This window comes from Micromonospora sp. NPDC047756 (assembly GCF_055587245.1).
Map to the genome: position 1 here is coordinate 700,372 of NZ_JBVJGQ010000001.1, position 14,447 is coordinate 714,818.

The 14,447-nt window shown below is 69.9% G+C and carries 10 protein-coding genes; 1 reads left to right on the forward strand and 9 read right to left on the reverse strand.

Annotation, left to right across the window (positions count from 1 at the left end; genetic code table 11):
* Positions 1–14: 14 nt before the first annotated feature.
* The 7 genes from ACZ6NZ_RS03285 to ACZ6NZ_RS03315 form a co-directional block, all read right to left on the reverse strand.
* Entirely contained in the window at positions 15–2,912 is a 2,898-nt protein-coding gene (locus ACZ6NZ_RS03285; protein WP_465855325.1) for a galactose-binding domain-containing protein, read from the reverse strand.
* Positions 2,913–3,056: 144 nt separating this feature from the next.
* Positions 3,057–4,676: a glycoside hydrolase family 13 protein gene (locus ACZ6NZ_RS03290; RefSeq protein ID WP_465855327.1), complete on the reverse strand. Its 1,620-nt coding sequence runs from the start codon at positions 4,674–4,676 to the stop codon at positions 3,057–3,059.
* A gap of 138 nt (positions 4,677–4,814) precedes the next feature.
* Entirely contained in the window at positions 4,815–5,702 is an 888-nt protein-coding gene (locus ACZ6NZ_RS03295) for a carbohydrate ABC transporter permease (RefSeq protein WP_366605994.1), read from the reverse strand.
* 11 nt (positions 5,703–5,713) lie between these two features.
* Positions 5,714–6,670, reverse strand: a complete 957-nt coding sequence (locus ACZ6NZ_RS03300; RefSeq protein WP_366605996.1) for a carbohydrate ABC transporter permease — start codon at positions 6,668–6,670, stop codon at positions 5,714–5,716.
* A gap of 87 nt (positions 6,671–6,757) precedes the next feature.
* Positions 6,758–8,137: an ABC transporter substrate-binding protein gene (locus tag ACZ6NZ_RS03305; RefSeq protein WP_465855330.1), complete on the reverse strand. Its 1,380-nt coding sequence runs from the start codon at positions 8,135–8,137 to the stop codon at positions 6,758–6,760.
* Between the two features lie 333 nt (positions 8,138–8,470).
* On the reverse strand, positions 8,471–9,475 hold the full coding sequence (locus ACZ6NZ_RS03310) for a LacI family DNA-binding transcriptional regulator (RefSeq protein WP_465855332.1): 1,005 nt from the start codon (positions 9,473–9,475) through the stop codon (positions 8,471–8,473).
* Between the two features lie 80 nt (positions 9,476–9,555).
* Positions 9,556–11,043, reverse strand: coding sequence for a dihydrolipoyl dehydrogenase family protein (locus ACZ6NZ_RS03315; protein WP_465855334.1), 1,488 nt, complete (start codon positions 11,041–11,043; stop codon positions 9,556–9,558).
* 80 nt (positions 11,044–11,123) lie between these two features.
* Here ACZ6NZ_RS03315 and ACZ6NZ_RS03320 point away from each other — a divergent pair, with 80 nt between their 5' ends.
* Positions 11,124–12,200, forward strand: coding sequence for a serine hydrolase domain-containing protein (locus ACZ6NZ_RS03320; protein ID WP_465855336.1), 1,077 nt, complete (start codon positions 11,124–11,126; stop codon positions 12,198–12,200).
* Here ACZ6NZ_RS03320 and ACZ6NZ_RS03325 read toward each other — a convergent pair whose 3' ends face one another.
* A complete protein-coding gene (locus tag ACZ6NZ_RS03325; RefSeq protein ID WP_465855338.1) occupies positions 12,201–13,526 on the reverse strand; it encodes a cryptochrome/photolyase family protein in 1,326 nt (441 codons plus the stop codon).
* Positions 13,523–14,446, reverse strand: a complete 924-nt coding sequence (locus tag ACZ6NZ_RS03330) for a phytoene/squalene synthase family protein (RefSeq protein WP_465855340.1) — start codon at positions 14,444–14,446, stop codon at positions 13,523–13,525. Before ACZ6NZ_RS03330 ends, ACZ6NZ_RS03325 begins: the two co-directional genes overlap by 4 nt.
* Position 14,447 lies beyond the last annotated feature (1 nt).

Genomic DNA, 14,447 nt, shown 5'->3' on the forward strand with positions numbered 1-14,447 from the left:
CGGGGGCATCCGACCTAGCTGGAGTAGACCTCGAACTCGCTGAGCTGGCCGGCTGGCCAGCCGCTGTTGCCGGTGACGGTCAGCCGCAGGTACCGCTGGGTGGTCGCCGTGAAGGTCACGGTGACCGTGTTGCCGCTGGCCGGGTTGAAGCTGTAGCCGGCGGACGCCTTGAGCGTGCTGAAGGTCGAGCCGTTGGTGGAACCGAGCACCGCCAGCGTCTGCGTACGCGTCTGCCAGGCTGATGAGGGCGGGAGCTTCAACACGACCCGGGACACCGACCGGTCAGCGCCCAGGTCCACCGTCAGCGACTGCGGGAACGCGTTGTTGGCGCTCTCCCAGTAGGTGTTCGCGTTGCCGTCCACCGCGTTGGGGGCGGCGTACACGTCGGAGTGGCTGGTCTCGGTGATCGACCGTCCGGCCGCCAGGTTGCCGCTGGGCGGCGGGGTGGTGGGCGGCGGCGTGGTCGGGGGCGGGGTGGTCGGGGGCGGCGTGGTCGGGGGCGGGGTGGTCTGGGTGCCGCCGTACACCTCGACCTCGGAGAGTTGCGCGGCCGGCCAGCCGCTGTTGCCGGTGACGGTGACGCGGATGTAGCGGCGGTCACCCGAGGGCAGCCCGATCGACACCGTGTTGCCCGAGCCGGGGGCGAAGACCCGACCGGCGGACGACGCCAGGGTGCTGTACGACGAGCCGTCGGTGGAGCCGAGCACCGACAGGGTCTGGGTGCGTTGCTCCCAACCGCTGGGCAGTTTGAGCGTCACCCGGTCGACCGACCGGGACGCACCCAGGTCGATGGTCACCGACTGGGGGAAGGCGTTGTTGGCGCTCTCCCAGTACGTCGACGCGTTGCCGTCCACCACGTTGGCGGCCGTGTAGCTCTGGTTGGTGCTGGTGGCGGTCGTCGACCGGCCCAGCGCCAGGTTCCCGCTGGTCGGGGGCGGCGTGGTGGGCGGTGGGGTGGTCGGGGGCGTCGTGGTCGGGGGCGGGGTGGTGGTGGGCGGCGGCGAGGTGGGTCCGCCACCCCACTGGGGGTCCGGCCACGGGCCGCAGTACGGGGTCGGGGTGTACCAGCCGGAGTTGCCGGAGCCCTGGGTGATCTGGAAGCCACCGCCCACGCAGTTGTGCATCGGGTTGCTCTGCGCGATGTTGGTGGCCCGCACGTTGGTGAAGGACACCTGGCTGGGTGCCTGCACCTGGAGTGCGTACGTGCCGGCGCCGTCGATCCGCACGTTGGAGAGGTTGATGCCGCTGGTCTGACCCTCGATCCAGTGCAGCGCCGCGTAGGAGCTGTCCAGGATGTCGGTGTCGGTGATGTTGATGGTGGCCTGCTGGAACGACTCGTTCAGGGCGGAGAACCAGATCGCCCCGACGCCGAAGTTCCAGTTGTAGTCCGAGTTGCCGTTGCGGATCAACGTGTTCCGGGCGATCGTCCAGGTGCCCCGGACCGCGGTGTCGCCCTGCACACCCGGATAGCGGTTCGCGACGTGGATGCCGCCGCCGTTGGTCAGCGAGTCGGCGGTCACGTTGTCGGTGATCTTGATGTCCCGACCGCCGTAGCTGACCAGGTGGTTCGCCAGCAGGGTCACCCCGATGGTGTTGCGGGTGAAGGAGTTGTTGACGTTCGGCACGCTCTGCGCCCACATCGCCAACGCGTCGTCACCCGTGTTGCGGACGAACGTGTTCGTCACCGTCGAGTTCGTCACCCCGGTGTGGAAGTTCACCCCGTCCGCGGTCTGGTCCAGGATCCGGCTGTTGCGGATGGTGAAGTTGTCCATCGGGCCGTCCATCCACGCCCCGACCTTCGTGTTCTCCAGCCAGAGGTTGTCCACCACCGAGTTGGTCATCGCCCCGCCCAGGGCGTTGACCTGGTCGTCGTCGACCCGTTCCCGGATGTCGCCGATGATGGCGAAGTCCCGCAGCGTGACGTTGCGGCTGGGCCCGTTCGCCTCGTGCGAGCGGACCGGGCCGGTGTAGCCGCCACCGGGAACGTACTTGCCGTAGATGCCGACGGACCGGTTCCGCTCGGTGGGGTGCCGGCCGCCGAGCACCGAGTACCAGGGGCCCGCGCCGCGCAGAGTCACCCCGTCGACCACCACGTGATCCCAGAGGGTGAAGGTGCCGGTCGGGATCCAGACCGCGCGGCCCTGCGCCTTGCCGGCGTCGACGGCCGCCTGGAACTTCGCCGTCGAGTCGGTCGCGCCGCTCGGATCGGCCCCGAAGTCGGTGACCACGTCGATGACACCGGAGGGCTTGGCGATCGGCGCGACCAGCTCGAAGTCGGCCAGGTCGATGGTGAACGTGGGCGACTGGGCGGTCGAGGAGACCTGGAGCCGGATCTTCGTGCCGGCCGGATGGGTGCTGCCGAACAGCGCCCGGGTCTCGTCGTAGAAGTGGTGCGGGTTGGTGTCACCCGGGTTGTTGTTGAACGGGTATCCGCCGTAGTACCAGCCGTACTTCGACGTCACCGGGACCGACTTCAGCAGGTTGCCGTTGGCCCGCAGGTCGATGGCGGCATCCCGGCCGGTACCGGCCGAGTTGTCCGGCAGGCTGTAGCGGAAGGTGACAGCGTTGGCCGGGGCGGTGAGGGTGAACTCGACGTACTCACCGACGGCGTCCAGGGTGACCGCCTCCCGACCGGACGCCTCGGACGGCAGCGTGCCGTAGCGCCGGTCCGGGCCGATCTTCGTGCCGTTGTGGGCGACCTTCTCCGCCTCGTGCTCGATGAAGGGCACGGTGGCGCCCCGGTTGGGGATGTCGAAGGGGGACAACCCCGCCGCCGAGGCCGGGGTCGCGGTGCCGGTGACCGCGAGGACGGTCACCGAGGTGGCGGCGAGCACGGTGGCGGAGATGGCGGCCAACAGTGCCCTGGTCGGGTGTCGAAGGTGGTGCGGGGTGCCGGTGGTGTGGTTGGCCATGAGCTGCGCTCTCCCTTTCGTCAGGCAGGCCAGATCCCCCCGTGTCGGTGCGGTGTCGCGCGTCCCCCCTCGGTTCTCCCTTCCTGGGTGGCGTGGTGCCGGCGGCCGGGACGGGCCGCCGGCACCACGGCGAGCAGAGTCAGGTCAGGCCGGGCCGTCCGCCCCGCGCGGCCCGTCGGTGGATTCGGCGGTACGCAGCCAGACCGCTGTGTCGGCCGGCAGCAACCCGTCGTCGAGCGGCCCGCTGGCCAGCAGCAACTCCCCCTGAGCTGGCATCGGCACCGGTACGGCGGACAGGTTGACCAGGCAAGTGAAGCCACCGCCACGGCTGAACGCCAACACTCCGTCCGGGGCGGGCAGCCAGGTCAGCTCACCGTCACCGAGCGCCGGGTCGGCCTTGCGGGCCTGGATCGCCGCCCGGTACAGCTCCAGCATCGAGGCCGAGTCGCCGGTCTGCGCGCTGGCTGTCCGGTCCTTCCAGTCGGCCGGCTGCGGCAGCCAGGGCGCCGCGGCACCGTCGGGGCTGAACTCGAACGGCGGCTCGTCCCCGCCCCACGGCAGCGGTACGCGGCAGCCGTCCCGACCCGGGTCGATCCGGCCGGACCGCTCCCACATCGGGTCCTGCCGCATGGCGTACGGGATGTCCTCGACCTCGTAGAGGCCCAACTCCTCGCCCTGGTAGACGTAGGCGGCACCGGGCAGCGACAGCGAGAGCAGCGCGGCGGCGCGGGCCCGGCGGGTGCCCAGCTCCAGGTCGGTCGGGGTGCCCTCGCGCTTGGCGGCGAAGCTGAACCGGGTGTCCGCGCGGCCGTAGCGGGTGACGTGCCGGGTGACGTCGTGGTTGGAGAGCACCCAGGTGGCCGGCGCGTTGACCGGCGCGTGCGCGCTCAGCGTCCCGTCGATGCTCTCCCGCAGCGCCGCGGCGTCCCAGGCGCAGCCGAGGAAGTCGAAGTTGAACGCGGCGTGCAGTTCGTCCGGGCGCAGGTAGTTGGCGAACCGCTGCCGGTCCGGCAGCCACACCTCACCGATCAGCGCCCGGTCGGCGTACTCGTCGGCGACCCGACGCCAGCCCCGGTAGATGTCGTGCACGCCGTCGAGGTCGTGGAACGGGTGCGGCTCGTCCTCGCGGACCTCGGGCAGCGTCCCGTCCTTGACCAGGAGCCCGGCCGAGTCGATCCGGATGCCGTCCACGCCCCGGTCGAACCAGAACCGCAGGATGTCCTCGAACTCCTCCCGCACCCGGGGGTGGTCCCAGTTGAAGTCCGGCTGCTGGGGGGCGAACAGGTGCAGGTACCAGTCGCCGGGGGTGCCGTCCGGGTTGGTGGTGCGGGTCCAGGTCTCGCCGCCGAACTCGCCGATCCAGTCGGTGGGTCGCTCGTCGCCGTTGGGACCCCGGCCGGGGCGGAACCAGAACAGGTCCCGTTCGGGCGCGCCGGGCCCGCCGGCGAGCGCGGCCTGGAACCAGGGGTGCGCGTCGGAGCAGTGGTTGGGCACCACGTCGACGATGGTCCGGATGCCCAGCGCGTGCGCCTCCGCGATCAGCGCCTCCACCTCGGCCAGGGAGCCGAACACCGGGTCGATGTCGCGGTAGTCGGAGACGTCGTATCCGGCGTCCGCCATCGGGGACGGGTACCAGGGGCTGAACCAGATCGCGTCGACGCCGAGCGCGGACAGGTGGTTCAGCCGGGACCGGATGCCGGCGATGTCTCCGATGCCGTCGCCGTTACCGTCGGCGAAGCTCCGGGGATACACCTGGTAGATCACGGCTCCACGCCACCACGGACTTCTGTCAGCTGTGGACACGAGCACCTGCTTTCTGCGTCAGTACGTCGGCGGGTTCGCCGGACCTGGTCATGTGTCGGGCGAACGGTCGTTGTTCGCCGCGGAAGGATGCGGTGGTGGTTATCCCTTGATGCTGCCCGTGGTCAGACCGGACATGATGTTCCGCTGGAAGATCAGGAAGATGATGACCGTCGGGATCGCGGCGATGACCGACGCGGCGATCACCACGTTCATCGGTGTGCCGCCGGCGAAGGTGTAGATGCCGACGCTCACCGTCCGGGTCTCGGGCGAGGGCATGACCAGCTTCGGCCAGAGGAAGTCCTTCCACACCGCCGTCACGGCGAAGATCGAGACGACGCCGAGGATGGGACGCGACAGCGGCAGGATGATCGACCAGAGCGTACGCAGCGACGACGCCCCGTCCATGAGGGCAGCGGCCATCAGCTCCTCGGGGATCGAGTCGAAGAACCGCTTCAGCAGGAAGATGTTGAACGCGTTGGCGACCATCGGCAGCCAGATGGCGAACGGCGAGTCGAGCAGGTTGATGTGCAGGATCGGCAGGTCGAGCACCGTCACGTACTGCGGAACGATGAGGACCATCGCCGGGATCATCAACGTCGCCAGCATCAGGCCGAGGATCGCGTTGCCGAAGATCGGTCGGAGCTTGGACAACGAGTACGCCGCGGCGCTGTCGAAGACCAGTTGGAACAGCACCGCGCCGATCGCGTAGTAGAAGGTGTTGAACAGCAGCTTGGCGAGGGCCAGGTTGTTCCAGGCGTCGATGTAGTTCTGCGGCTGCGGATCCTTGGGGAACAGCGAGGGTGGGGTCTGCGCGATCTCCTGGCCGGACTTGAGCGCACCGGTGACCATCCAGTAGAGCGGGCCGAGGAACACCAGCGTGAACCCCGCCACGACGATGACCAGCAGCGTCCAGTAGATGACCTTGCCGCGCCCTCGGCTGATCTGGGTCTGGGAGATGAGGGTCCGGGTGCCGGAATCCTGTGCCATTCCTCGCCGTCCTAGTCCTGTTTCGCAGTCAGCCGCACGTACACGGCGGAGAAGCCGGCCAGCACCACGAGCATGATCACGCCCAGCGCGGCGGCGCCGTTGAGGTCGTTCTGGAAGAACCCGTGCTGGTAGATGAGGTACGCCACCGAGGTCGCGGAGTCCTCCGCGCCCGCACCGTTGGCGAGGATCAGTGGCTCGATGAAGAGCTGCATCGTGGCGACGATCTGGAGCATCGCCAGGAGCGCGAGGATGAGCCGGGTCTGCGGGATCGTGACGTGCACGATCCGCCGCCAGATCCCGGCGCCGTCCAGCTCGGCGGCCTCGTAGAGCTCACCGGGGATGTTCTGCAACGACGCCAGGTAGATCAGCACCGCGCCGCCCATGTTCATCCAGGTCGACGCGACCACCATGGCCGGCATCGTCATCTCGGGCGACTGCATCCACTGCGAGGTGGGCAGGTGCAGCGCCTTGAGGATCGCGTTGAAGAGCCCCGCTTCGCTGGGGTCGTACGCGTAGAACTTGAAGAGGAACAGCGCGGAGGCCGGCGGCAGCATCACCGGCAGGTAGACCAGGATCCGCAGGTACCCCTTGCCGTGGCGGAGTTCGTTGAGCAGGATCGCCACGAAGAACGGCACCACGTAACCGAGAGCGAGTGCGAGCACCGTGAAGTAGAAGGTGTTCTGCCAGGCCGTCCAGAAGCTCGGGTCGGCGATGATGCGGGAGTAGTTGTCCCAGCCCACCCAGGTGGTCTCGCCGCGCCGGGTCCGCTGGAAGCTCATCACGATGCCGCGGATCATCGGGTACCAGGAGAAGACGACGAAGCAGAGCACCGCCCCGATCAGGAACGCGTGACCGGTCAGGTTGTCCCGTACCTTGCGGCCGAGGCTGGTGCGCTGCGGCCTCGCCGAGTACGGCGACGGCGGGCGGCCCGGTTTCCTGCGGGTCTCCGGGACGGTGGTGATCGCCAAGGCAACTCCTGGGTGAGTCGGTGACGTCGACGGCGCGGTGCGGGGAGTGTGGGGGCCGGGTCGGCGTACCGGCCCCCACACGATCGGTCAGCTCTCGGCGGCGAGGAGCTGGTTGACCTTCTCCTCGGCGGTCTTGAGCAGTGCGTCGATGTTCGAGTTCGGGTTGGTCAGCACACCCGACATCGCGGCGTCGAGCACCGCGTAGATGGCCTGGGCGTTGCGCGGCTCACCCTTGATCGGAACCGGGGTCGCCTCGAAGAGCGCGAAGTTCGCCGTGTCGACGTTCGCGTTCGCCTTACGCAGCTCCAACTCCTGCTTCTGCGCGTCACTGCCGTTGGCGAAGAGCAGCGGCTGCGGCAGACCCACCGGGTAGTTCTGCGGCTTGGCCCGGACGTAGTCGAACTGGCCCTTGCCCGGGGTGAGCTTCTGGTACGCGACCCACTTCAGACCGGCCTTGACCTGCTCGGGAGTGAGGTCCTTCTTGAAGAAGTAGCCCTCGCCACCGCCGAGCGTCCCCTTGGCCGCGCCGTCCTGGCCGGGCAGCGGTGCCATCGCCCAGTCCTGGAACTTGCCCTGGAACTGGCTGACGATCGCCTGGGTGGCGTCCGGCGCGCCGATGAACATGCCGACCTTGCCCGCGCCGGCGTTCGTCAGCAGGTCACCCCACTGGAGCAGCTGACGGGCGCCCATGCTGTTGTCGCCGTACCGCATGTCCTTGAGGTTCTGCAGGACCTGCTTGCCCATCGGGTTGTTGAAGTCGGCCTTCTTGCCGTCCTCGCTCAGCACCGTGCCGCCCTGCGAGTAGAGCAGGGAGGTGAAGTGCCAGCCGCCGGTGTTGCCGGCGCTGTACTCCGAGTAACCGGCGATGCCGTTGCCGAGCGCGGAGATCTTCTTCGCGGCGGCACGGACCTCGGCCCAGGTCTTCGGCGGGCTGTTCACGTCCAGCCCGGCCTGCTGGAACAGGGCCTTGTTGTAGACCAGACCCATCGAGTAGTTCTTCACCGGAACGGCGTAGAGCTTGCCGCCGTCGGTGAAGACCTCCTTGAGAGCGGGGTCGACGCTGTCCCAGGTCGGGACGTTGTCCTTGTTGGCGTACTGGCTGATGTCCATCGCCTGACCGGAGTCGAGCACCTGCTGGAGATCGGTCATGTAGCCGTAGAACACGTCGGTCACGGTGCCGCCGGCGAGGCGGGCGGTGAAGTCCGGCGGGTTGTTGCACTGCTCGCCGACGCTGACGCTCTTGATGGTGATGTCGGGGTTCTGCTTCTGGAACTCGGCGACGTCGTCGTTCCAGTTCTTCAGCAGCTCCTTCTGGGCGCCGACCGGCTGGCAGTCGACAGTGATGGTGACCTTGCCGCTGGCGTTCGAGCCCTTGTCGTCGCTCTTCGTGGAGCACGCCGTGAGGCTGAGCCCCAGGCCGGCCACGAGCGCGACCGCCGCAGCCTTTCGGTATTGCGGTACGGACATCTGTCCATCCCTTCGGGAACGGGTGACTCCAATGACCTTCGCTGATCTGCGGTGATACGACCTGACGCCCAGTAGCTGCGTCGGAGCCAGGTGTGAGTGGAGTCACTGTAGCGAGGCCGACTCATTTCGGCAAGGTATCGACACTGTTCCGAAAGGACACGACGTGGTTACGACAGATGTTGGCAAGACGCTGAAAGGCGCCCGACTTGCCGGCTATTGATCGCGTATGACCGGTCATTCGGCCCGGTCGATGCCGGCCGCGGCGGGCAACGACGAAAACGGCCGCCGACCGCGCGAGGCGGTCGACGGCCGAAGCGTCGTTCGGTGTGGTGCCTAGCGGCCGGGAGCGGGCGCGGTGGAACCCCGCACCACCAGCTCCGGCTCGAACAGCAGCTCGTCCTGGAGGACGCCGGCACCCTCGATCTGGGTGACCAGCAGATCCACGGCAGCCTGCCCCATCGTCTCGATCGGCTGCCGCACGGTGGTCAGCGGTGGATCGGTGCACGTCATGAAGGCGGAGTCGTCGTAACCCACCACCGACACGTCGGCCGGAACCGACCGGCCCAGCCGGCGGGCCGCCCGGATCGTGCCCAGCGCGAGCACGTCGCTGGCGCAGATGATGCCGGTGACGCCCCGCTCGACCAACTTCGTCGCGGCGACCCGCGCGCCCTCCAACGAGAAGCTGGAGCGCTCGACGCACTGGGCGTCGCCCTCGTCCCAGCCGGCAGCCTGGGTCATCGCGTCAAGCTTGCGCTGGGACGGAACGTGCCCCTCCGGGCCCAGCACCATCCCGATGCGTTCGTGCCCGAGCGAGCGCAGGTGCCCGTACGCCTGCTCCACCGCCACCGCGTCGTCGGTGGAGACCCGGGGGAACCCCAACTCGTCCACGCCGGCGTTGACCAGCACGACCGGGAGCCCACGGTCGGTCAGCCGACGGTAGTGGTCGTGTCGGGCGTCGGTGAGCGCGTACGAACCGCCAGCGAAGATCACCCCGGAGACCTGGTGGTCGAGGAGCATCTCCACGTAGTCCATCTCGGAGACCCCGCCGATGGTGCGGGCACAGAGCGCCGGGGTGTAGCCGCGCTGGGCGAGAGTGCCGGTGACCACCTCGGCCAGCGCCGGGAAGATCGGGTTCTGCAACTCGGGCAGCACCAGCCCGACCAGCCGGGCGCGCTCGCCGCGCAGCTTGGTCGGCCGCTCGTAACCCAGCACGTCCAGCGCCGTGAGCACTGCGGTGCGGGTCGCCTCGGAGACCCCGTCGCGGCCGTTGAGCACCCGGCTGACGGTGGCCTCGCTGACGCCCGCCTTCTTGGCAACTTCAGTCAACCGCTTGGTCACGGCCGCAATGGTACGTCACCCTGATGAAAGAAATGAACAGCAAAACGCGCTGCGCTTGCTGCCGTTCGGCGGGACTGGGGTCAGGACAGGTCGCGTAAAGCGGTTTCGATGGCCCGGTGAAAGGTCGGGTACGCGTAGATCATGTGCCGGAGCTGACTCAGCGGCACCGCCGCGTGCACCGCCACCACCAGCGCGGACAGCACCTCGCCGCCGGTCGGGCCGGCCGAGGTCGCGCCGATCAGCACGCCCTGGTCGGCGTCGGCCACGACCTTGATGAAACCGTCGTCGCCGACCCGATGGATCCAGCCCCGCGTCGAACCGCTGAGCCTGGTGAAACCCACCTGCACGTTGATGCCGCGTTCGCGGGCCTGCTGCTCGGTGAGCCCGACCGCGCCGATCTCGGGATCGGTGAAGGTCACCCGGGGCAGCGCGCGGTAGTCCGCTCGCGGGATGGTGCCGGCCGACCCACTCGATCCGCTGGCGGCCAGCGAGCTGGACGCGCCCATCGCTCCGCCGACCACGCTGGAGGTGCCGCTGGCGTCCGCGCCCGCCTTCGCCTGCCGGGCGCGGGCCAGGATGTCGGCGACGACGATGCCCGCCTGGTACATGGCGATGTGCGTGAAGGCACCCTCGCCGGTGATGTCACCGACCGCCCAGACGTGGTCGGTGACGTGCAGACGGTCGTCCACCGGGAGGTAACGCTGGCTGGCGTCCAGGCCGATCGTGTCCAGGCCCAGCTCGGCGAGGTGGGCCTTGCGGCCGGTCACCACCAGCAGCCGCTCGGCGGTGAACTCCGCGCCGCCGCCACCGCGCAGAGTGAATCCGGTCCCGTCGTGCTCGACCCGTTCGGCGCGTACCCCCGTGTGGATCTCCACGCCGTCGGCGCGCAACGCCGCGGCGGCGACCTCGGACGCCTCGGGTTCCTCGATGGCCAGCACCCGGTCGAGCGCCTCGACCACTGTGACCCTCACCCCGAAGCGGGCGAAGACCTGCGCCAACTCCAGGCCGATCGCGCCGCCACCCAGCACGAGCAGCGACGCCGGCAGCTCCTCGACCTCGATCGCCTGGTGGTTGGTCCAGTACGGCGTGTCGGCCAAGCCGTCGATCGGGGGCACCGACGGGCGGGTGCCGGTGCCCAGCACCACCCCGTGTCGCGCCTCGAACACCTGGTCACCGACGCGGACCCGGCGTGGACCGTCGAGCCGACCGCTGCCCCGCACGAGTCGCCCACCCTTGCCGACGAACCGCTCCGCCGCGACAGTGTCGTCCCAGGTGTCGGTGGCTTCCTCGCGGATCCGCTTCGCCACCGGTGCCCAGTCCGGCTGGACCTGGGCCGTCCCGGCGAGCCCGTCGACCCGGCGAGCCTCGGCGAGCGCGTTGGCGGCTCTGATCATCATCTTGCTCGGGATGCAGCCCCAGTAGGGGCACTCCCCGCCGACGAGATCCCGTTCGACGCCGACCACGCTCAGGCCGGCCTCGGCAAGTCGCTCGGCCACCTCCTCGCCGCCGACCCCGAGCCCGACCACGACCACATCCACCAGCTCCGGTTCCGCCACACCGAACAGCATCCCCCAGCGACACCACCCCAACCACCGGGGTCGGCGGAAATGTCGGCGCGCGCACCGGCCCGGACGCCTACCGTGGCCGGATGCACGCACGCTTCGCTCCGGTCCGGGACTGCTTCCACGACCTGCTCGCCTCCGGCCGGGAAACCGGCGCCGCCCTGACCATCTGGTACGACGGGCAGCCGGTCGTGGACCTGACCGGTGGCTCCCGCAGCGGCCACGGGCCGGGCGGCGAACCGTGGCTGCCGGACACGCTGGTGAACGTCTACTCGGTCGGTAAGCCGGTGGCCGCGCTCTGCCTGTTGCTGCTCGTCGACCGGGGCACCGTCGATCTCGACGCGCCCGTGGACCGGTACTGGCCGGAGTTCCACGCTCCCGCCACGGTGCGTCAGGTGTTGTCGCACACCGCCGGGCTGCCGGCCTTCCCGGTGCCCCGACCGGCCGCCGCGATCGCCGACTGGGCGCTGCTCACCGGCGACCTGGCCGCCGCCGACCCCGAGTGGGCACCGGGCAGTGTCGCCGGGGAACACGCCTGGACGTACGGGCACCTGGTTGGTGAGGTGGTCCGTCGCGTCGACGGGCGATCGGTGGGCCGTTTCCTGGCCGAGGAGATCGCCGGCCGGTGGCAGCTCGACCTCGGCTTCGGGTTGACCGAGGCGGACCAGTCGCGCTGCGCGGACCTGCGGTACGGCGACCCGGAGTGGCCGACCCGGGCACTCGGTGAGCCGGGCTCGCTGCGGGCCCGGGCGCTGGGCAACCCGGCCGGTGGGCTGGACCTGGCCGTGCTGAACAGTCCGCTGTGGCGGGGCGCCGAGGTACCGGCCGTCAACCTGCACGCCACCGCTGCGAGCCTGGCCCGGCTCTACGCCGGCCTGCTGGCCGGTGGTGTCCTGGACGGGGTTCGGCTGTTCAGCCCGGAGCTGATGGCGGAGGCGATCCGGGTCCAGTACGACGGGCCGGACCTGGTGCTGGATCGCGATGCCCGCTGGACGCTGGGTATGCAACGGGAGCCGGACGGCAGCTGGGGCATGGGCGGCATCGGCGGCAGCAGCGCGTGGGCCGACCCCGAGCGCGGCTACACCTTCGCGTACGCCACGGCGCACCTCGCCGAGCACGACCGGGTCGACGAACTGGTCGAGGTGTTGCACTCGGTGCTCTGATCAGCGCAGCCACACGGGGTCGGTGCCGGGCACCGAGAGGGGCGGCGGGTAGTCGAGCGTCTGGCGCAGGGCCTCGGGCAGCCGCCACGGTTGGTGGACGGCCTTGCCCTGTACCGCGGCCAACTCCGGCACCCACCGGCGCACGTAGTCGCCGTCCGGGTCGTACCGTTCGGCCTGCCGGACGGGGTTGAACCCCCGGTAGGGCTTCGTGTCGTTGCCGGTGCCGGCGACCCACTGCCAGTTGCCGGAGTTGTTCGCCACGTCCCCGTCGAGCAGCCAGCGGAAGAACACCGCCACCCCGGACCGCCAGTCCTGCCCGAGGTGCTTGGTCAGGTAGCCGGCGGTGATCAGCCGGGCCCGGTTGTGCATCCAGCCCTGGGCCAGCATCTGCCGCATCCCGGCGTCGACGATCGGCATCCCGGTGCGTCCCTCGGCCCAGGCCGCCAACGCGTCGTCGTCGTAGCGCCACTGCTCGGTGGCACCCCGCCGGTACGCCGCTGTCGAGATCTCCGGGAAGGCCGCGGTGACCTGGTAGTAGAAGTCCCGCCAGCAGAGCTGCCGGACGAACGGGCCGGACCGGTCGCCGGCGCGGTTCGCCACCGCCAGCGGTGACACGCAGCCGAAGCGCAGGTAAGGGCTGAGCCGGGAGGTGTCGTCGCCGGCCATGTCGTCGTGCTGATCGCCGTACCGGTTCAGCTCGGGCAACCAGTCGGTGAGCCGTTGGCGGGCGACCCGCTCGCCTCCGATGGCCGCGTCGGGCGAGTCGCCGGTCGGCAACGCCGGCAACCGACCCACGCGTACCCGGTCGGGCAACGCGATCCGCCCAGGCGGGGCCAGCTCCTCGCGCCACCGGTTGGCCGCCCAGGCCCGGTGGTACGGGCTGAACACCCGGTAGTGGTCGCCGCCGCCACCGGGGCGCAACGCGCCCGGCTCGACGACCGTCAACCCGGGAAACAGGCGCAGGTGCAGCCGATGCCGCTCGCACTCGGCGCGTAGTCGCCGCTCCCGGCGGCTGGCGTAGTGGCTGACGTCGGCCGAGAGCGCGACGGCGGTGGCTCCGACCTCGCCGGCCAGCCGGATCGTCTCGGACACCGGGTCGCCGTGCCGGACCACCAGGTCGCCGCCACGCTCACGGAGTTGGTCGCGCAGGTCGGCGAGGGCCTGGTGCAGGAAGCGGGTGCGGTTGGCGGAGAGGTCGGCCAGCGCCGGGTCGAGCACGTACAGCGGCACCACCCGGTCGAACGCCGCACACGTGGTGGCCAGCGCCGGGTGGTCGTTCACCCGCAGGTCGCGGGTGAAGAGCACGATCGCCGTACTCGCGGTCACCGGCTCTCCGGCTCGATCGTCGGCCCGGGGATGACGACCGGCGTACCCGTCGAGGTGAGCAGGGCCCGCGCGGCCACCGCCATCCGTTGCCGCTGCGGCACCAGGGCCCGCTTGACGAAGACGTCGTAGTCCTGCGCGGCCACCTCGTCGAGGATGCCGCCGTAGAGGGCGTACGCGGTGCGCATGCAGGCCTGCGAGGCGGGCGCCAACATGGTGATGCCCGGTGCTGCGGCGGCGTAGTGCGCCTGGGCGCGGGTCACCTCGTACTCGATCAGCTCGCGGATCCGGGGGGTGACACGGCCCCGGGCGCGGGCCTCGGCCAACTCCTCGCGGGTGACCCCGAACTTGGCCATGTCCTCGTCCGGCAGGTAGGTGCGGCCCCGGTCGAGGTCCTCGGCGACGTCCCGGATGAAGTTGGTGAGCTGGAAGGCGAAGCCGAGTTGCCGGGCTGGCTCCCGCGCTGCCACCGGGTCGGAGCTGCCGAGGATCGGCAGCATCATGGTGCCGATGACCGCGGCCGAGCCTTCCATGTAGTCGAGCAGGTGGTCGTAGGTCGGGTAAGTGGTGACGGTCAGGTCCATCGCCATGCTCTTCAGAAACGACGCAAAGTCGTCCCGGTCGAGATCGAAGACGGCGATCGTGTGCAGCACCGCCGGCAACAGGGGGTCGTCGACCGGCGCACCGTGCAGACCGGCCACGAACTGGCTGGCCCAGCGGTCCAGCAGAGCGGCCCGCTCGGCCGGCGGCAGGTCCTCGGTGCTGTCCACGATCTCGTCCGCGTACCGCGTGAACCCGTAGAGCGCGTGCACATGTCGTCGTTTCCAGGCGGGAAGCAGGCGGGTGGCGAGATAGTAGGTGCGGCCATGGCGTTTGTGCAGCTCACGGCACCGGTCATAGGCAGCGGTGAGATCAGTTTCCACC

Coding starts and splice junctions, on each gene's coding strand:
- ACZ6NZ_RS03305 (WP_465855330.1), bottom strand. CDS start 8,137: ATGTCCGTACCGCAATACCGAAAGGCTGCGGCGGTCGCGCTCGTGGCC.
- ACZ6NZ_RS03285 (WP_465855325.1), bottom strand. CDS start 2,912: ATGGCCAACCACACCACCGGCACCCCGCACCACCTTCGACACCCGACC.
- ACZ6NZ_RS03320 (WP_465855336.1), top strand. CDS start 11,124: ATGCACGCACGCTTCGCTCCGGTCCGGGACTGCTTCCACGACCTGCTC.
- ACZ6NZ_RS03295 (WP_366605994.1), bottom strand. CDS start 5,702: ATGGCACAGGATTCCGGCACCCGGACCCTCATCTCCCAGACCCAGATC.
- ACZ6NZ_RS03315 (WP_465855334.1), bottom strand. CDS start 11,043: ATGCTGTTCGGTGTGGCGGAACCGGAGCTGGTGGATGTGGTCGTGGTC.